This is a genomic window from Halobaculum sp. D14 (assembly GCF_051195135.1).
GTDB lineage: Archaea > Halobacteriota > Halobacteria > Halobacteriales > Haloferacaceae > JBNTKA01.
On record NZ_JBNTKA010000003.1, the window covers coordinates 210,192 to 228,488 of the forward strand.

General features: G+C 71.0%; 18 protein-coding genes and 1 pseudogene. 7 read left to right on the forward strand and 12 right to left on the reverse strand.

Features of this window, described 5'->3' with window-relative positions; genetic code table 11:
• Positions 1-18 precede the first annotated feature (18 nt).
• Positions 19-2,187: a VWA domain-containing protein gene (locus ACQUST_RS11940; protein WP_435128717.1), complete on the forward strand. Its 2,169-nt coding sequence runs from the start codon at positions 19-21 to the stop codon at positions 2,185-2,187.
• The gene (locus ACQUST_RS11945; RefSeq protein WP_435128720.1) at positions 2,187-2,903 is read left to right on the forward strand and encodes a hypothetical protein; all 717 of its coding nucleotides are present in this window, start codon (positions 2,187-2,189) and stop codon (positions 2,901-2,903) included. Before ACQUST_RS11940 ends, ACQUST_RS11945 begins: the two co-directional genes overlap by 1 nt.
• A gap of 21 nt (positions 2,904-2,924) precedes the next feature.
• Here the strand turns inward: ACQUST_RS11945 and ACQUST_RS11950 are convergent, their stop codons facing one another.
• The 11 genes and pseudogenes from ACQUST_RS11950 to cbiT all read right to left on the reverse strand — a co-directional run bounded on the left by ACQUST_RS11950 (position 2,925) and on the right by cbiT (position 11,932).
• Positions 2,925-4,118, reverse strand: a complete 1,194-nt coding sequence (locus ACQUST_RS11950) for a PQQ-binding-like beta-propeller repeat protein (RefSeq protein ID WP_435128723.1) — start codon at positions 4,116-4,118, stop codon at positions 2,925-2,927.
• A complete protein-coding gene (locus ACQUST_RS11955) occupies positions 4,111-4,482 on the reverse strand; it encodes a DUF3209 family protein (RefSeq protein ID WP_435128726.1) in 372 nt (123 codons plus the stop codon). The genes ACQUST_RS11950 and ACQUST_RS11955 overlap by 8 nt, the downstream gene beginning before the upstream one ends.
• On the reverse strand, positions 4,479-5,702 hold the full coding sequence (locus tag ACQUST_RS11960) for a CbiX/SirB N-terminal domain-containing protein (protein WP_435128728.1): 1,224 nt from the start codon (positions 5,700-5,702) through the stop codon (positions 4,479-4,481). Before ACQUST_RS11960 ends, ACQUST_RS11955 begins: the two co-directional genes overlap by 4 nt.
• Positions 5,699-6,379: a cobalamin biosynthesis protein gene (locus ACQUST_RS11965; RefSeq protein ID WP_435128730.1), complete on the reverse strand. Its 681-nt coding sequence runs from the start codon at positions 6,377-6,379 to the stop codon at positions 5,699-5,701. The genes ACQUST_RS11960 and ACQUST_RS11965 overlap by 4 nt, the downstream gene beginning before the upstream one ends.
• A complete protein-coding gene (locus tag ACQUST_RS11970) occupies positions 6,376-6,654 on the reverse strand; it encodes a ferredoxin (protein ID WP_435128733.1) in 279 nt (92 codons plus the stop codon). Before ACQUST_RS11970 ends, ACQUST_RS11965 begins: the two co-directional genes overlap by 4 nt.
• On the reverse strand, positions 6,654-7,682 hold the full coding sequence (gene cobJ, locus ACQUST_RS11975) for a precorrin-3B C(17)-methyltransferase (RefSeq protein WP_435128740.1): 1,029 nt from the start codon (positions 7,680-7,682) through the stop codon (positions 6,654-6,656). The genes ACQUST_RS11970 and cobJ overlap by 1 nt, the downstream gene beginning before the upstream one ends.
• Before the next feature lie 5 nt (positions 7,683-7,687).
• Positions 7,688-8,809, reverse strand: a complete 1,122-nt coding sequence (locus ACQUST_RS11980; protein WP_435128743.1) for an SAM-dependent methyltransferase — start codon at positions 8,807-8,809, stop codon at positions 7,688-7,690.
• Positions 8,806-9,771 (reverse strand): cobalt-precorrin 5A hydrolase, encoded by a 966-nt coding sequence (gene cbiG, locus ACQUST_RS11985; protein ID WP_435128746.1) that lies wholly within the window; start codon positions 9,769-9,771, stop codon positions 8,806-8,808. The genes ACQUST_RS11980 and cbiG overlap by 4 nt, the downstream gene beginning before the upstream one ends.
• 1 nt (position 9,772) lies before the next feature.
• Positions 9,773-10,666 (reverse strand): cobalt-precorrin-4/precorrin-4 C(11)-methyltransferase, encoded by an 894-nt coding sequence (locus ACQUST_RS11990; RefSeq protein WP_435128749.1) that lies wholly within the window; start codon positions 10,664-10,666, stop codon positions 9,773-9,775.
• A gap of 31 nt (positions 10,667-10,697) precedes the next feature.
• A pseudogene (locus ACQUST_RS11995) lies at positions 10,698-11,369 on the reverse strand (cobalt-factor II C(20)-methyltransferase); the annotation flags it as partial.
• Positions 11,366-11,932: a precorrin-6Y C5,15-methyltransferase (decarboxylating) subunit CbiT gene (gene cbiT, locus ACQUST_RS12000; RefSeq protein ID WP_435128752.1), complete on the reverse strand. Its 567-nt coding sequence runs from the start codon at positions 11,930-11,932 to the stop codon at positions 11,366-11,368. The gene cbiT and the pseudogene ACQUST_RS11995, both read right to left, overlap by 4 nt.
• A 185-nt stretch (positions 11,933-12,117) precedes the next feature.
• On the opposite strand from cbiT, the gene ACQUST_RS12005 reads away from it, so the two are divergent.
• Genes ACQUST_RS12005 through ACQUST_RS12015 form a run of 3 tightly spaced genes read left to right on the forward strand, consistent with a single transcriptional unit; the run spans position 12,118 to position 15,253 of the window.
• Positions 12,118-13,188 carry a Gfo/Idh/MocA family protein gene (locus ACQUST_RS12005; protein WP_435128755.1) on the forward strand — a complete coding sequence of 357 codons (1,071 nt, stop codon included), beginning with the start codon at positions 12,118-12,120 and terminating at the stop codon, positions 13,186-13,188.
• Positions 13,185-14,150, forward strand: a complete 966-nt coding sequence (locus ACQUST_RS12010; RefSeq protein ID WP_435128758.1) for a sugar phosphate isomerase/epimerase family protein — start codon at positions 13,185-13,187, stop codon at positions 14,148-14,150. Before ACQUST_RS12005 ends, ACQUST_RS12010 begins: the two co-directional genes overlap by 4 nt.
• A complete protein-coding gene (locus tag ACQUST_RS12015) occupies positions 14,147-15,253 on the forward strand; it encodes a Gfo/Idh/MocA family protein (RefSeq protein WP_435128761.1) in 1,107 nt (368 codons plus the stop codon). Before ACQUST_RS12010 ends, ACQUST_RS12015 begins: the two co-directional genes overlap by 4 nt.
• A gap of 53 nt (positions 15,254-15,306) precedes the next feature.
• Here the strand turns inward: ACQUST_RS12015 and ACQUST_RS12020 are convergent, their stop codons facing one another.
• On the reverse strand, positions 15,307-16,038 hold the full coding sequence (locus tag ACQUST_RS12020; RefSeq protein WP_435128764.1) for a sugar phosphate isomerase/epimerase family protein: 732 nt from the start codon (positions 16,036-16,038) through the stop codon (positions 15,307-15,309).
• A gap of 104 nt (positions 16,039-16,142) precedes the next feature.
• On the opposite strand from ACQUST_RS12020, the gene ACQUST_RS12025 reads away from it, so the two are divergent.
• Both ACQUST_RS12025 and ACQUST_RS12030 read left to right on the forward strand, forming a co-directional pair.
• Positions 16,143-17,378 (forward strand): ABC transporter substrate-binding protein, encoded by a 1,236-nt coding sequence (locus ACQUST_RS12025; protein ID WP_435128767.1) that lies wholly within the window; start codon positions 16,143-16,145, stop codon positions 17,376-17,378.
• Entirely contained in the window at positions 17,375-18,292 is a 918-nt protein-coding gene (locus ACQUST_RS12030; RefSeq protein ID WP_435128770.1) for an NAD(P)/FAD-dependent oxidoreductase, read from the forward strand. Before ACQUST_RS12025 ends, ACQUST_RS12030 begins: the two co-directional genes overlap by 4 nt.
• Positions 18,293-18,297: the final 5 nt, after the last annotated feature.

Here is an 18,297-nt window from a genome sequence, read left to right on the forward strand (position 1 = left end):
CATTGTTCTATTACAACTATGGTTGAGTTATCTGGTGGGAAAAAACTGTCGCCGTCCCGGCGGAGCGACGTTCCGTTTCCCGCCGTCGTCGGCCAACACCGCCTGAAACGGGCGCTCACGGCGCTGGCCGTGAACGACGAACTCGACGGCCTGCTCGTCCGCGGCGAGAAGGGAACGGCGAAGTCGACGACGGCCCGGGCGCTCGTCGACCTCCTCCCCGAACAGCGAGCGGTCGCGGACTGTCCGTACGGCTGTCCCCCCGACGCCCCCGACCGGCAGTGCGAGGAGTGCCAGAGCCGGGAGAATCCGTCGGTGGAACAGCGACCCGTCCCCTTCGTAACGCTCCCGCTCGGCGCGTCCCGCGACCGCGTCGTCGGCTCGCTCTCCGTCACCGACGCGCTCGCCGGGACCGCCGAATTCAACCCGGGTTTACTCGCGCGGGCGAACCGCGGCTTCCTCTACGTCGACGAAGTGAACCTGCTCGACGACCACCTCGTCGACGTCCTCCTGGACGCCGCCGCCTCCGGCGTCAACCGCGTCGAACGCGACGGCGTCAGCGTCACTCACCCGGCGGAGTTCACGCTCATCGGCACGATGAACCCGGAGGAGGGCGATCTCCGCCCCCAGTTCCGCGACCGGTTCGCCCTCCAGGCGGAGGTCGCCGGAACGGCCGACCTCGACGACCGACTCGAAATCGTTCGACGGGCGCTCGACGGCTTCGACGGCGACCACGCCGCGGAAACCGACCGAATCCGCGACCGCGTTTCCGACGCCCGTGCCCTCCTCGACGACGTGACCCTCCCCGACTCGCTCGGCCGAGACGTCGCGGAACTCTGTCGGGACGCCGGCGTCGAGGGACACCGCGCCGACATCGCCACCGCCCGCGCCGCGCGCACACTCGCAGCGCTCGACGGCCGGCCCACCGTCGCCGAGTCCGACGTCCGCCGCGCGGCGGCGCTCGCGCTCCCCCACCGCCTCAAAACCCGGCCGTTCGAAGACGAGCCGGACGCCGACGAACTGCTCGACGACCACTTCGACGACGACCGGCAGAACGAGGACCACGGGGGGAACGAAAACAGCGACGAGGCGGAGGAGAGCCCCGGGGACTCACCCGAGGGAGAGACGGAGTCGTCGGAGGCCGGTCCCGAAGCGGATTCCGCGAGACGCGACAGCCAGGAACGCAGCGGCGAGGAAGAGAACGGCGAGGAGCGGGACGACGAACACCGTGGAGGCCCACCGGGCGACGGCGAGGACGTGTCTGGTGAGGCGCCGGAGCCTCCGGGTTCTGACGGGGGTGCCGCGTCCAGTTCGACCGCGGAGAAGGGAGACGGCGGTGCCGACGAATCCGGGGGCGGCGGAGACGACGAGGAAGCGGCGCCGCTCGTTCCCGGGCAGTCGGTCGCCGACTCCGCTGACCCCGCGTCCGGTCGCGCTCCCGAACTGGACGTGACCGCGGACCGTGCCGGCGGCGGTGGTCGCGCCGACGCCGGGCCGACAGCCGGTGGACGGGGCGTTCAGGTCCGGACGGAGCGAGCCGATTCGGGCGGCGGCGTCGACGCGGCGGCGTCGGTTCGCGCCGCAGCGCTCCGGGGAAGCGACCGCGTCGAGTCACGCGACCTCAGGCGTTCGGTGCGGTCCGGTGCGGACGCCGCGCTCGTCGTCTTCGCCGTCGACGCCAGCGCGTCGATGCGCGGTCCCCTGCGCGCTGCGAAAGGCGTCGCGCTCGACCTCCTGCAGGACGCCTACGAGCGCCGCGACGCCGTCTCCGTCGTCACGTTCGCGGGGACCGACGCCGACGTCGTTCTCCCGCCGACGGACGACGTCGACCACGCGGCCCGCCACCTCAAGTCCCTCCCGACGGGGGACCGGACGCCGCTTCCCGCGGGGCTTCGCGCCGCGTCGGACGTCCTGTCGCGCGCCGACCCGTCGGCGAGCGTGGTCGTCGTCGTCACGGACGGCCGCGCGAACGCCGGGAGCGACCAGCCGACCGCGGACACCCGGGCGGCCGCTCGCGCGCTCGCCGACCACGGTGCGCACGTGCTCGTCGTGGACCCCGGAACGGGCGGCCGGTCCAGCCTCGTCGAGGACGTCGTCGCCGCCGCGGACGGCGAACGCATTCCTCTCGATGCGCTCACGCCCGACCGAGTCGCCGACGCCGTCCGCGAAACCACCGGAGGTGGAGCCTGATGGCCGGCTTCGGGGTGGGCTCCGAAGCGGGTGTGTTCGCCGCCGCAGCGGTCCTCGGCGTCACCCACGGATTCGAACCCGACCACGCCGCCGGCATCTCGGCGCTCACGGACGACGCCGACGGCTGGCGGCACGCCGGGTTCGTCGGCGGGAGTTTCGCCCTCGGACACGTGCTCGTGGTCGTCGCGTGGGTCGGCCTGCTCACGGCCATCGACCGCACCGCCGTGCCCGCGGCGGGGGTGGTCGACACCGTCGGAACGCTGTTCGCGGGAACCGTCCTCGTCGCGGTCGCCCTGCTCCTCGCGACCACCGGGACCCGTCGGCTCCGCGGCCTCCCGCCGCATCCGACGCCCGCCGGTGCGTCCGGGCCGGTCTCGCGGACCATCGCGTACGCGCACACGCACGTCCACGGCCACGACCACGACACCACCCGGGACTACCTCCGGACCGGCATCGTCGGGTCTCTCTTCGCCCTCTCACCGCCCGTGAGTATGCTCGCGCTGGTCTCCGTCGTACTTCCGACCGCGGGGCTCGGCGCCACGGGCGTCAGCGTCGGCGTGTACGCGCTCGCGCTCACGGCCTCGATGCTGCTCGTCGGACTCGGGCTCGGCGGCGTCTTCTCGTTCGCGAAACGCCGCGGCCACGCGGTCCACGCCACCGTCGAACTCGTCGCGAGCGTCGTGGTGTTCGGGTTCGCCGTCCACCTGCTCGCCTGACGATTCTGTGAAAAGCGACCGCTACGTTTCTGCGAGTCGAAGCCGGTAGGCGCCGTGTTCGACGTCGCCGTCGTGGTACGCCACCGGTTCCTCGACAGCCGCGATTCTGTTCGCGTCTACCGCGACTGCGGTCACGACTCCCGGAGTTCGTTCGCTCGACTCCGGGCCGCTCTGCACGCCGTAGACGTCGAATCCGTGTCGCCCCGGGTCGCGGTCGCGGAAGTGCTGGGCGGCCGGCACGACTACCCGGTGGCCGTCCGCCGCGACGGCGTGAGCGAACCCGCCGACGGAGGACCGCCAGCGTCGGTTTCCGTCGGCGTCGAACCCGACCGCGGTGTGTTCGTTCGGGTGGCGGCGGTCGGTTTCGCGGCCGTCCTCCGGGAACGTGTTCCCGGTGACGAAGACGACGCCGTCGGCGGTGGCGCGAACGTGGTTCGGATACGCGTACACCCGTTCGTCGCCCCGTTCGACCGGCCGGGCGAGGTCGACCGACCACTCGACGCCGTCGCCGCCGAGGACGTAGCCGCGGTAGTCGGCGTGGCTGGCGACGGCGAGTCGGCCGTCCAGGAACGCGACGTCTCCGACCCGGCGTTGTCCGTCACCGGGCGGGTCCCAGCGTCGGGACACTTCGCCCGTCTCCGCGTCCAGCACGGCGAGGCCGTCCCGGTGGGTTCCGGGGCATCGGTTGTACGCGACGGCGACGCGGCCGTCGTCGACGGCCAGCGAAATCGGCGACGCGTCAGTTCGGTGTCGCCACTGGACGTCCCCCGCGTCGTCGAACGCGTACACGACGCTCACGAACGTCCTGTTGCCGTCGTCGCCGCGCTCGTAGCGGCGTGACGCGACGTACACGCGGTCACCGGTCGCCGCGGCGTCCGCGACGAACGGGAGGAAGAACCGGGTGTCCTGCTGCGGAGCCCCGAGGTCGGCCGCGGTCCGGTACCGCCACCGCACCGCGCCGTCGACGTAGTAGGTGAGCGTGCCGTTCGCGCCGCGTTCGCCGGCGAGGACGCCGCCCGCGAAATCGGTGAGTGCGACGACGCTCCCCGCGAGGTCGTCGTCGCGCCACAGCTCGTCGAGGGACGAGTCGAACGCGCGCACGCTGCCGTCGGCGCAGCCGACGACGACGGTCTCGCCCGCGAAACAGACGCTCGACCGGCGGCCGAGTTGGCGGGACCCCGCCGGTGTGACGCCGCCCAGGCCGACCTCACTCATCGGCCGGGAAGGCGTCGTGGAGCGAGTGGTGGGTCTCGCCGAGGTCGTCGAGGAAGGAGTCGCCGTGGTCTGCGAGCCGGGCGAGTGACCGCTCGGCGTCGCGGACTGCGACGAGGCGGCCGCGGAGGTAGTCGTAGCCGGGGGCCGACTCGTCTGCCGAAGCCACCTCTTCTTCGAGGTCGACGAGCGCGGCGTCGAGGTGTCTGCGGAGCGCCGAGAGACTCTCGGCGGTCGCCAGCCCCTCGATGGGGCCGTCGAGGTGCCCCTCCAGTTCCTTTTCGGCGTGTTCGCGGGCGCTGCGGTCGTCGGTTCCGAGGACGTTCATCAGCCCCAGTCGGAGGGCTTCGAGTTCGTGACAGCTCATAGGAGTTGGGAGTCGATGTCGGCGACGATGCGGTCCCGGTCGAGGTGGGACGAGACGATGCGGTCGGCGTCGTCGGCGTCGACGCGCTGGTACCAGACGCCGTCCGGGTAGACGGCGACGTTCGGGCCGTCCCCACACTGCCCGAGGCAGGACGTCCGGGTGACGCGGACGTCGCAGTCGTCGGAGTCGCGGGCGCTCTGCCGGAGGCGTTCGAGGACGGCGGGCGCGCCGTCGGCCGCACAGGTCTGGTTCGTGCAGACCGCGACGTGCTTTTCGGGGGCGTCGTGGGCGTGCGGGTCGTCCGCGACGTCGTCGCGGTCGGCGTGCGCCTCCTCGTGGTTCAGCGCCCGCAGCATCGCTTTCGCGCCGCCGACGTCCTCCTCGTAGCCGTCGAGTTCCACCTTGTACTTGCAGGTGTCACACGACATCTCGACGCTGTCCGTGCGGGCCTCCTGCCAGCGGTCGCCGAGCACGTCCAGGAGCCGGGAGTCCGTGCCGAGCGGGTCACCGCAGGCGGCGTCGACGTAGGGGTAGTCCGCGTCGAACTCGGCCGCGCCCGCTCGGATGCGGCCCGTGAGCACGCCGTCGCCGAGCATGTAGGGGACGACGACCACGCCGTCCGGCCGGTGTTTGGCGACGTCGTGCAGGGTCTCGGAGAGCGTCGGCTCCGTGACCCCGATGAACGTCGCTTCGACCCGCGAGAACGCGCGGCCCTCGTAGAGCAGGCGAGCGAGTTTGTGGACGTCGGCGTTGGCGTCCGGGTCGCTCGACCCGCGTGCGCAGAGCACGACCGCGACGTCGTCTTGCTCTCGGTCCACGCCGAGGTCGGCTTCGACGGACGCCGCGCGGTCGTCTAGCAGGTCGACGATGGCCGGGTGAACGCCGAGGTGCGCGCCGTTGTCGAACGAGACGTCCGGGTAGTTCTCGCGGGCGCGCTGGAGCGCCGCGGGCACGTCGTTTTTCACGTGGCTCGCGGCGAACAGCGAGAGGTGGACGACCGCGATGGACGACACCGACGGCGCGAGCCCCGCGATGGCGTCCGGAATCGAGGGGTCCGCGAGTTCGAGGAACCCGGCGTCGACCGGGAGTCCGAGCCGGGTTTCGAGCGCCGCGGCGAGCTCCCGGACCTGGTCGTTCGACTTCTCGCGGCGCGAGCCGTGCCCGACCAGCAACACGGCTTCGTCGCCCCCCTCGACCGCAGCCGTATCCGCCTGACTCATCGGCACCACGCCTCCGAGCCGGCTGCTTCTTCGAGGCTCCGACGGAGCTTCCGGCGCCTGGACGGCGCGAACAGCCCGGACTCCGCCGCCCCCTCGTAGAGCCACGGACCGAGTTCGGGCACCGCCTCGTCGGCGACGCCGAACCAGTACCCCGAGGACGCCTCCGAGACCTCGTCGGCCGGGGCGTCCACCGGGACGTCGGCGAGCAGCGTCCGGATCCGTTCGAGGAGCCGGCGGTCGGGGTGCACGAAGGACACGCCGACGGTGCCGGACGACGACTTGAAACAGACCGTGCCGCTCGACTCCACGAGACCGCGGAGGAGTTGGCGCTCGTGGCCGTCGAACGAGTCGAACCGGTAGCCGCCGGCCTCGCCGTCCAGCGGGAGCCCGAACGCGGCGGCCGCGCGCCGCGCGAGGTCGCCGAAGACCTGGACCGTGTACTCGTCCGCCGAGCGCGTAATCGACGTGTCGTGCGCGTACCGGCGCTCGGTGCTTCGGTGGTCGACGTCACCGCCGTCCGCGATGGCGACGAGGCGTTCGGCGGCGGCTTCGTCGGTCGTCTCGACGGTGACGGAGTTCTCGCGCAGACGGCCCGCGCCGGCGACGTGCCCCCAGAAGTACGCGGTCTCGGGGTGGTTCGCGATGAGGGAGTCCGGCGTCACGGGCTCGGTGCTCACGCGTTCTCACCCCCGAGTTCTTCGACGGTGATGGCGTCGAAGGGGCAGGCTTCGGCGGCCTGCCGCGCGTCGTCGACGAGCGAGTCCTCGAACGTCCCGACGACCGTCTCCGAGTCGGTTCGGACGGTGCCGCCGTCCGCGTCCGCGGGCGGGACCGGGTCCGCCGTCGGGTCGAGCGTCGCGACGCCGTCGTCGTCCTCGACGAACCGCGGGTCGCGCGTCAGGCAGGCGAACACGCCGTCGCACGCCTCGCGGTCGATTGTGACTCGGTACATCAGTAGTCGTACTTGCTCTCGTAGCCGCGGGGCGTGACCATCCGGCCGTCCCAGACGTACGTCTCCTCGTTGCCGACGACGACGGTCGTCGTCATGTCCACGAGGTCCGTTTCGCCGTACGCCTCCAGTTCGCCGAGCGTCGTGATTTCGACGGCTTCGTCGTCGCGGCTCGCGCCGTGGACGATGCCGACCGGCGTGTCCTCGTCGCGGTGGGTGAGCAGGATTTCGCAGGCCTTCTGGAAGTTCTCGCGGCGCTTGCGGCTCCACGGATTGTAGATGGTGATGGTGAACGACTCGCTCGCGACGGCGTGAAGCCGGGACTCAATCTCCGGCATCGGCGTCAGGTGGTCCGAAAGCGAGACGCTCACGGAGTCGTTCACGAGGGGGGCGCCGAGCCGGGCGCCGCAGGACTGCGCGGCGGGGACGCCGGGCACGACCTCGAAGTCGAGCGCGGACGCGGTCGCGCCCTTCGACTCGATGATTTCGAGCGCCAGCCCCGACAGCGCGTAGACGTTCGGGTCGCCGCTGCCGATGATGGCGACGTCGTTCCCGGCGAGCGTCCGGTCGACCGCCTCCTCGGTCCGGGAGACCTCGCCGCACATCGGCGTGTTGTAGACGTCGTCCGCCTGCTCGATGACCTCGTCGGGGAGGAGTTCGGTGTAGGTCGTGTAGCCGACGATGTGGTCGGCGTCCAGCAGCGCGGCCTTCGCGCGCTGGGTCATGCCTTCCGGGCGGCCGGGGCCGAGCCCGACCGTCGTGAGCGTCCCGGGGTCCGCGTCGAAGTCGTCGGCGGACGCGCCGACGTTCTCCTCGGTCGTCTCCTTCTTCGAGGCCGCGGCGGAGCCGCACCCCGAATCCGACGAGGAGCCGGTGTCCGCGGAGTCGGTCGACCCTCCGCATTTCGACGCGTCGCTCGCGTCGTCGGTCGTGGCGGCCGTCGTGCCGCACGCGCTCTCCGAACTGCGCTCGGTGGTCGCGCCGCACTCGGAAGCCGATTCGTCCGTCGTGGTGGTGTCGTCAGTGCTCATTGTCCTTAGAAGTCGTCCACGTCACGCCCGCCGCGCGGGGTGACGAGGTGTTCGCCGTGGTCGTTCTCCCAGACCGCCGTCTCGCTGTTGCCGACGAGGATGGACGCGCCCATCCCGCCGACCTCGTCGCCGTGTTCGGTGGCTTCGCCGAGCGTGGTGATGGTGTTCGTCTCGCCGTCGCGGTTGCGGCCGGCCTCGCCGCGGCCGGCGTCGTTGATGATGGCGACGGGCACGTGGTCCGCGCGCTCCTCGCGCAGCACCTCGATTGCGCGCTCGTAGTCGCGCCAGCAGTTGTAGAGGAAGACGACGAACCCGCTGATGGCCGCCGCGCGGAGTTTCTCCTCGATCTCCGCCCAGCCGCGCCACTTGTCGGACAGCGAGACGGTGCAGAAGTCGTTCGAGAGCGGCGCGCCGAGGTTCGCCGCCCCGCCGAGCGCCGCGGTGACGCCGGGCACGATTTCGATGGGGACGTCGTACGCCTCGTCCTCCTCCGCCATCAGGTAGACCAGGTCGGACTTCCCGTAGACGTTCGGGTCGCCGCCGGAGACGTGCGCGACGTCCTCGCCGTCGCGGACGCGCTCGAACGCCTCGCGCGCGAGTTCGACCTGACGCCCCATCGTCGAGCGGACCAGCTCCTGGTCGGGGCGGTCGTCGGAGTCTTCCGGCGGAAGCGTGCCGTCCCGGCGGAGGAACTCCTGGTAGAGATTCGACGCGACGACGCAGTCCGCGGTCCGGATGACGTCTTTCGCGCGCTGGGTCATCCCGCCCGGGAGGCCGGGACCGATGCCGACGACGTAGAGGGTGCCGTAGTCGCTTGCGTCGACGGCGTCGGCGCCCGGTTCGGCCTCGCTGCTCGCGGTTGAACCGCTCGCATCTTCCGGGGCCTCGCTCCGTTCGGCCTCGCTGCTCGCGGTTGCACCGCTCGCATCTTCCGAGGCCTCGCTCCGTTCGGCCTCGCTGCTCGCGGTTGCACCGCTCGCATCTTCCGAGGCCTCGCTCCGTTCGGCCTCGCTGCTCGCGGTTGCACCGCTCGCATCTTCCGAGGCCTCGCTCCGTTCGGCCTCGCTGCTCGCGGTTGCACCGCTCGCATCTTCCGAGGCCTCGCTCCGTTCGGCCTCGCTGCTCATCGTCCCACCGCCACGGTCACGGCGTCGTCGTACCGCTCCTTCTCCACCAGCAGTTCGTGGTCGCGGCCGCCGGCGATGGCCGACGCCTCGGAGATTCCGGGCCAGCCGATGAGCTCCTTCGACCGCGACGGCGTCGGTCCCTCGAACTCCTCCAGGGTGTCCTTCTCGAAGGCGACGACACCGACGCCGAGTTCGTCGGCGGCTTCGAGCAGGCCGTCCTCGTCCTCCTTGCGGGTGCCGGTGGCGACGAACTCCACGTCGTCGACGCCGTAGTCGGTGTCGTCGAGTACGGACTCCCACGCGTCGAGGAACTGCTCCTTCTTGGCGCCGGAGACGCTCCCCGTCCCGAGGACGACGCCGTCCGCCTCGTTGCGCTTCAGGACGGTGACGTCGTCGGCGGCCAGCACCGCCTTCGGGCCGTCGAGGCGGGCGACCGGGCCGAGGTCGTCGTCGAGCACCGCGAGGTTCGTCGCGACCGTCGAGTCGCCGTTGACGACGTGGGTGTCGAGGGCTTTCGCGCGCTCCTCGACGCCCTGTTTGCCGGCCGCCTCGGACGCGGTGGTCATCGCGGGCACCGCGCCCATCGACGCGAGGTCCCGGGCGACCTGGTTCGCGCCGTGGTGGCCGCCCGTGAGCGGAATCGCCCACGTGAGTTCCTCGTCGACCACGACGACCGCGGGGTCGTCCCACTTGTCGTCGAGCAGCGGCGCGGTCTTCCGCATCGCGATGCCGCTGGCCATCAGGCCGACGAAGCAGTCGTACTCGCCCCAGTGCTCGGCGAAGACCTCGCCGTGGTACTCCAGAACGTCGATGGACGCGTAGCGGTCGCCGATGCCGTCCACGATTTCTTCGGCCGTGTCCATCTTCCGGCCGAACGAGACGATGGCTATCTCCTCGGCGACCTCGCCGTCGGAGTCGGGCGTCGAACAGTGCGCGCCTGCGTCGTCGTTGTCGGTGCTCATGTCAGTCGTCAGCCTCCTTTGGGTCGTCGTTCGAGTCGGCGCCGCGGTTCGCCCAGTCGCCGTAGAGGTACGAGCGCTCGTAGCCCGTGCCCGCGCCCGCCTCGCCGATGATGACGAGCGCTGAGGCGCGGTAGCCGGCGTCCTCGACCGCCTCGCCGATGGTGTCGATGGTGCCCTCGATGACGTCCTCGTCCGGCCACGACGCGTGGTAGACGACGGTCACCGGGGTGTCCGGGTCGTGGCCGTCCTCGCGGAGTCGGTCCATCACGTCGGGGACGGCGTGCGTCCCGAGGTAGATGCAGGTCGTCACGTCCCCCATCTCCACGAACTCGGAGATGTGGTCGTCCGCCGGGTCGAGGGTCTTCCCCTGCGGCCGGGTGAAGGCGACGTGGTCCGCGGTGCCGTTGAGCGTGAGTTGCGTCCGGAGCGTCGCGCTCGCGGCGAACGCCGAGGTGACGCCCGGGACGACGTACGTCGGGACGCCTTCGTGTTCGAGGGCGTCCATCTGTTCGAGCGCCGCCCCGTAGATGGCCGGGTCGCCGCTGTGGAGGCGGGCGACGGTCCGGCCGTCCTCGTGAGCGTCACGCATCAGCGGAATCAGTTCCTCCAGGTCCTTGCCGACAGAGGAGACGGTTTCCGCGTCCGCGCAGTACCGCTCGATGAGGTCGCTGTTCACGAGCGACCCCGCGTGCACGACGAGGTCGGCCGCCTCGACGAGTTCCTTCCCGGTCACCGTGAGGAGGCCGGGGTCGCCGGGGCCGGCGCCGATGAACGGGACGCCGTCCTGGACGTCGCCGGCGGTGTGCTCGTAGACGCGGGGGTCGCGGCCGCGTCCGCGTTCCGCGGCCGCCGCGTCGATGGCGTCCTGCGGGTCCGTCGCGCCGCTCTCAGTCATCGGCGCGCACCTCTGTCTCCGAGCGGGTGAACGCGGTCGGGCGGTCCTTCTCCAGCGTCCGCCGTTCGGCGTAGGCGAGCGTGTAGTAGTCACGGTCCGCGACGTCGGCGGGGTCGTCAGTGACGAGCGTCTCGCCCTGCTCCATGAACAGCCGGCGGCCGTACGTGACGTCGTAGCCCGCGTCGACGAGGCCGTCGTGCGTCGCCGGCGCGTCGGTCACCTTGAACAGGACCATGCGGTCCGGCCCGGTCGGAGCGTCGCCGTTCGCGGCTTCCCGGAGCGCGAGCCCGGCGCCCGCGTCGACTTCGACGCCGAGCGCCGCGGTGAACGCGGTGACCGCGCTCACGCCCGGGACGACCTCGACGTCGACGTCGGGGTGGAACGTGTCGAGCGTCCGGCGGAGGTGTCCGAACGTCGAGTAGACGTTCGGGTCCCCGAGGGTGACGAACGCGACGTCGTCCGCCGCGGCGAGCGGGGCGACTTCCGCGGCCGCCTCCTTCCACGCGGCGCGGAGTTCCTCGCGGTCGCGGGTCATCGGGAAGTCGAGGTCGCCGATGCGCTCTTCGGGGACGTGCTGCGTCGCGACGGACCGCGAGAGGCGGCCCGGCGAGTAGACGACGCTCGCCGCTTCGAGAACCCGCTTGCCGCGAACAGTGACGAGGTCGGGCCGTCCAGGGCCGAGACCGACGCCGTACAGCGTCATGCGGTTTCCTCCGCGTCCTCGTCGCCGGTTCCGCCGCCGAGCATGTAGACGGGGTTGTCCGAGTCGAACGACGTCGCGCCGGCGAGTTCGTAGCCGTGGCTGACCTGGAACTGGACGACTTCGTCCATGAGGTCGCGTTCGCGGAACGCCTCGACTGCGGCGCCGGCGACTTCGAGCCGGGAGACGTTCATCACGACGCGGTCGACGCCGGTTTCGACCGCGTGGTCGAGGACCCCCTCGTAGTTCCGGCTGCCGCCGAGGAACAGGGCGTCGGCGTCGTCCGGGAGGCCGTCCGGCGCCTCGGCGGTGCGGACCGTGACCGCGTCTTCGAGCCCGTTCGCGGCGAGGTTCTTCCGGGTCACGTCGGCGCGGTCTGCGTGTCGTTCGAGCGCGGTGACGCGGCCCGCGTCGCGTGCGGCGTCGGCCGTGACGGCGCCCGTGCAGGAGCCGACTTCCACGAAGTGGTCGTCGGGGCCGAGGGCGAGTTTGTCGCGAAGGACGGCCCGCACCTCCGGCTTCGTGGGCCCGGCCTTCGCGTCGTGCGGTAGTCGTGTCCGTGGCATCGCAGAGAACAACGCAGGTGGAACCTAAAACAATTATGGTTGAATTAGAACAAGTGGAATTGGTGTGTGCATCCCTCGGCAAGTCGGTCGGTACGGTCGAGTGAGACGGCGACGGCAGCGGCTCCCGGACGCGCAACTCGGTGACGAATGAAAACTTACTACATCCGTCTTCACGTGGTCGGCGTATGGGTAAAGCTGACACGGTCCGCGTCGGAATCGTCGGGCTCGGCGGCATCGGCACGCATCACGCCGACTACGTCCGCGACCTCGGCGAGACGCTCGTCGGCGGCGTCGACGTCGCCGAGAGCGCGCGCGACGCGTTCGCCGCGGAGTACGACGTGCCGACGTTCGAGACGTACGCCGGACTGTCCGACGAGGGCATCGACGCGGTCATCGTGACGACGCCGAACAAGTTCCACGAGCAGTACGTCGTCGAGGCGCTCGAAACCGGCGTCGACGTGCTCTGTGAGAAGCCGCTGGCGCACAGGCTCGACAGCGCGGAACGCATCGCCGCGGCCGCCCGCGACGCGGACGGCTTCTGCATGGTCGGGTTCAACAACCGGTTCCTGCCGGCCGTCGAGGTGTTCAAGGGCTACCAGGAGCGGGGCCGGTTCGGCGACGTGACGCACGTCGAGGCGAACTTCGTCCGGCGTCGCGGCGTCCCCGGGCGCGGCGGCTGGTTCACGACGAAAGAGCTGTCGGGCGGCGGGTCGCTCATCGACATCGGCGTCCACGCCATCGACCTCGCGCTTCACTTCCTCGACTTCCCGGACCTCGTCGAGGTTTCGGGCCAGACCCGGTCGGCGTTCGGGAGTCGCGCGGACTACACCTACCTCGACATGTGGGGCGAAGACGGCGAGGAGAGCCAGTTCGACGTCGACGACTCCGTCACGGCGTTCGTCCGGACCGCCGACGGACAGACCGTCTCGCTCGAAGTCGCCTGGGCGACGAACCGGCCGCCCGAACACGACTTCGTCGTGCAAGGCACCGACGGCGGAGCGACCCTCGACCGGCACGCGGGCGATCTCACCATCCACGAGGTCGCCGACGTCGGCGACCCGCACTTCACCGACACCGCCGTCGAGACGCGCGACGAACCGACGCACCGACGCGAACTCGCCCGGTTCTTCGAGGGGGTTCGGGCCGGCGAGGCGCCCGCGCGAAACACGGTCGAACAGGCGCTCGACGTCCAGCGCGTCATCGACGCGATTTACCGGTCGGCGGACGCCGGTTCCGCCGTGACACTCGACCAATGAACGTCGGCGTACTCACCGTTCCGTTCCATGACGAACCGCTCGAGGACACCCTGGAGTACCTCGCCGGCATCGGCGTCGACGCCGTCGAACTCGGCTGCGGCGGCCACCCCGGCGACGCGCACCTCCCGCGTGAGCGACACCTCCACGACCCGGACGCACGGGCGGCGCTCCGCGACACGCTCGACGAACACGGCCTGTCGGTGTCCGCGCTGGCGACGCACAACAATCCGCTCCACCCGGACGACGACACCGCCGACCGCGCGGACACCGAACTCCGCGAAGCCGTCGAGCTCGCCGCCCAGCTCGACGTGAACACCGTGACGGCGTTCTCCGGGCTCCCGGCGGGCGGCCCGAACGACGAGGTGCCGAACTGGATTACGGCGCCGTGGCCGAGCGTACACGCCGACGCCCACGAGTACCAGTGGGGCGTCGCCGAGGAGTACTGGGCCGACCTCGCGGCGTTCGCCGACTCCCACGGCGTCGACGTCGCCGTCGAGATGCACCCGAACATGCTGGTGTACGAGCCGCACGGCATGCTCGAACTGCGCAAGCGCACCAACGACCGCATCGGCGCGAACTTCGACCCGTCGCACCTCTACTGGCAGGGCGTCGACGTGCCCGAGGCGATACGGCTCCTCGGCGACCGCGACGCCATCCACCACGTCCACGCGAAGGACACGAAGGTGTACGAGTCGAACGCGCGGACCAAGGGCGTCCTCGACACGACGCCGTACGGCGACGTCGAGGACCGGTCGTGGCTGTTCCGGTCGGTCGGCTACGGCCACGGCGAGGCGCACTGGAAGGACGTCGTGTCGACGCTCCGCATGGTCGGCTACGACGGCGCGCTCTCCATCGAACACGAGGACGCGCTGACGAGCAGCCGGGAGGGACTCGAGAAGGCGGTGGACGTGCTGCAGCGCGCCGTCTTCGAGACGTCGCCCGGGGAGGCGTTCTGGGCGTGACGCTCGACGTCGGCTTCATCGGCTACCGGTTCATGGGGAAGGCGCACGCGAACGCGCTGTCGCGGCTGTCGATGTTCTTCCCGGAGGCGCCGGAGACGAACCGGGCGGTCGTCGTCGGCCGCGACGAGGACGCGCTGACGGACGCCCGCGACCGGCTCGGCTTCGACCGGGCGGCGACCGACTGGGAGGACGTCGTCGACGACGTGGACGTCCTGTACAACCTCGGCCCGAACTTCCTGCACGTCGAACCGTCCGTCGCGGCGCTGGACGCCGGCGTCCACGTGCTGTGTGAGAAGCCGCTCGCGCCGACGAAGGCCGGCGCCGAGCAGATGGCGTCGGCAGCCGCGGAGTCGGACGCCGTCGCGGGCTGCGGGTTCAACTACCGGTTCATCCCGGCGATTCAGCTCGCGAAGCGGCTCATCGACGCCGGCGAGCTCGGCGAGATTCGGCAGGTGCGCGGCCGCTACCTGCAGGACTGGCTGGTCGACGCGGACGCGCCGTGGACGTGGCGGATGGACGCCGAGCGTGCCGGCTCCGGGGCGCTCGGCGACCTCGGCGCGCACACCGTCGACCTCGTCCAGTTCCTCGTCGACGACGTCGTCGGCGTCTCCGGCCGACTGGAGACGTTCGTCGAGGAGCGCGACACGCCGGCGGGCGAGACGCGACCGGTCACCGTCGACGACGCCTACTCCGCACAGGCGACGCTGGCGAACGGCGCGACCTGCACGCTCGAAGCCTCCCGCGTCGCCGCCGGCCACAAGAACGACCACACCATCGAGGTGCACGGCTCGAAGGGCAGCCTCCGGTTCTCGCTCGAACGGCTGAACGAACTCGAACTGATGCGGGAGGGCGCCCGCGGCTACGAGACCGTGCTGGTCACCGACGAGGACGACCCGTACCTCGACCACTGGTGGCCGCCGGGGCACGTCCTCGGCTGGGAACACACGTTCGTCCACGAGAACTACGAGTTCCTGTCGGCGGTCGCCGGCGACGACTCGTTCCGGCCGTCGTTCGACGACGCGCGCCGCGTTCAGGCGGTGCTCGACGCCGTCGAACGCAGCGACGCCTGCGGGGAGTGGGTCGACGTCGACGCTGACCGCTGACCGCCTCCCGCCGAGCAACCCTCGACTCTCCGCGATTCTCCGGTCCGCGTCGCCTACCAGTACTGTTCGACGACGTCGGTCGCGTGCGCCAGCGTCTCGTAGGTGTCCGGGCGGCCTTCCGCTTCGTAGACGAGCCAGTCGAACTCGTGGTCGCGGACCAGTTCGACGGCCGCCTCGACGTCCAGGTCGCCCGTGCCGACCGCCGTCGGTTTCCCGGTCGTCTCGTCGTAGTCTTTCAGGTGGACGAGGTCGACCCGGTCGGCGTGGTCGTCGAGGACGGCGAGCGGGTCGTGGCCGGCGGCGCCCGCCCAGCCGAGGTCGAGTTCGAGGCCGACCCCGTCGACGGCGTCGAGCAGCACGTCGAGCGCCGGTTCGCCGTCGAGGTCGACGAACTCCTGGTCGTGGTTGTGGTAGTGGAGGTCGAACCCGCGGTCGTCGAGCGCGTCGCCGACGGCGGTGAGCCGGTCGGCGGCGGCCTCGACGGCGTCCACGGAGTCGAAGTGCTCCGGGTCGAGCCACGGGACCGTTATGGCGCGGCAGCCGAGCGCGGCGTACGTGTCGGCGACGCCGCGCACGTCCGATTCGAGGGCGTCGAGGCCGACGTGGGCGCCCGCGGCGGCGAGGCCCGCATCGTCGAGTGTGTCGTCCAGCTCCGCCGGGTCGGCGTCGTCGAGACCGGCGAACTCGACGCCGTCGAACGGCGCCTCGCCGACGCGGCGCACGACGTCGTGGAGCGAGTCGTCGACCGCGTGGAGGCTGTGCAGTTGGAAGCCGAGGTCGGTCATGGTCGCGTGGTCGACCGCGGGCCCATTAAATCCGGGCGCGGATCCCGATTAAGGGCTCCCTAAAGTTCGATGGGCTTATCAGTGATTAGGCGCCCCTAAATAGTATGGACGCAGACGACTCGTCGACGCCGACGCGGAGAGACGCGCTGAGAGCGGGCGGGGCGGTCCTCACGGCGGGGCTGTTCGCCGGCTGTACGAGCGGCGGCGACGCGACGCCGACCGACGACGTGAAGACACCGACCGCGACCCCGGAGTCGGGGACGACCGAATCGACGACGGAATCCGGGCCGTACACGGTGTCGATGGCGCCGATGGGCGACGTCGCGTTCGACGCGCCGCCGGAGAACGTCTTCACCGTGTTCCCGCAGTACGCCGACATGGCCGTCGCGCTCGGCCACGGCGACGCCGTCAACTCGGTGTACGTCCCCGAGATGTCGGGGACGACGATGAACCACTACTACGAGCGCCTCGACGGCGTCTCGTTCGACTGGAAGGGCCTGACCGACCCGCTCAGCGACGGGCTGAGCAAGGAGCTGCTCTTCGACCTCGGAAGCGACGTCCACTTCGCCGACCCCGCGTGGGCGTCGACGCAGAACAACTGGAGCCAGAGCGACGTCGAGGAGGTCGGCAGCGCCGTCGCGCCGTGGTTCGGGAACTTCTACAGCGGGACGCACGCCGACCCGCCGGAGGCGTACGCCGACAGCTACCAGTACTACTCGCTGTGGGACATGTTCGGGAAGGTGGCGCAGGTGTTCCGCGAACGGCAGCGCTACGAGGCGCTCGCGGCGGTCCGGCGGGAGATGCTCTCGACCATCGAGGCGAACCTGCCGCCGAAGGAGGAGCGGCCGACGGCGGTCCGGGTCACGCTCAGCAGCGACAGCTTCTGGACGTACCACCTGAACCGGCCCGGCTACTGGCTGGCGGACACCCGGCCGCTCGGCGCCATCGACGCGTTCGCCGAGAAGGACTGGGGGCAGCTCTGGGGCCAGGTCGGCTACGAGGCGATGCTGGAAGCCGACCCTGACGTCATCCTCCACCTCTGGGGGATGACGCCGAACTACGCGATGAGCGACGTCCGCTCACAGCTCGAGAAGGACCCGGTCGGCAAGCAGCTCTCGGCGGTCCAGAACGGCCGCGTGTACGCCCAGGGGATGCGGTATCAGGGGCCGATCATGAACCTGTTCCAGACGGAGATGACGGCGAAGCAGCTCTACCCCGACGTGTTCGGCGAGTGGCCGGAGTACACCGACGGGCAGCCGTACCCGGAGATTCCCGAAGACGAGTGGCTGTTCGACCGGACGAAGGTCGCCGCCGCGGTCACCGGGTCCGCCGAGGAATGACCGCCGACAGCGACGCGGCCGACCGCTACGACGTCGTCATCGTCGGCGGCGGACCGGCGGGCTGTTCGGCGGGCGTGTTCACCGCGCGGTACGGGCTCGACACCGTCGTCTTCGACCGCGGGAACTCCTCGCTGCGCCGGTGTGCGCACCTCGAAAACTACCTCGGCTTCCCCGGCGGCATCGACGTCGAGACGTTCTACGACCTCGCGCACGACCACGCGCGCGAAGCCGGCTGCGACCTCGTCGACGACCTCGTCGAGTCCGTCACGCGTCCGGACGCCGACAGGGAGGAGGACGCCGAGCCGTCGGGCTTCGTCGTCGAGACGCAGGACGGCGGAACCGTCGAGGCGGCGTCCGTCGTCGCGGCGACGCGGTACGACGCCGACTACCTCCGGCCGCTCGGCGACGAGGACGCCATGTTCGAATCGCACGAGCACGACGGCGAGGTCCACGAGCACTTCGACCGGACCTACGCCGACCGCGACGGCCGAACCCCGATCGACGGCCTGTACGTCGCCTCGCCCGTCGAGTCGGTGAGCACGCAGGCGATTACGGCGGCGGGCCACGGCGCGCTCGTCGGCCGACACGTCGTCGGCGACGCCCGGCGCGACGAAGGCTACTGGGACGACGCCGCAGACCGGGTCGACTGGGTCCGCCGCGAGCGCGCCCGCGACCCCGAGTGGGGCGACCGCGACCGGTGGCGCGACTACTTCGACGACGCCGCGCCGGACGACCTCGACGTCAGCGACGCGGAGTACGAGCGCCTCCGCGAACGCGAAATCGACGACCGGCTCGACATGTACGTCTCCGACGACGAAATCGACCGTCGGGAGCAGCGCGCGCACGACCGGCTGCTCGAACACATCGACACCGACCGAATCAGGGCGTACCTCGACCGCGTCGACGGCGACTGAGCCGC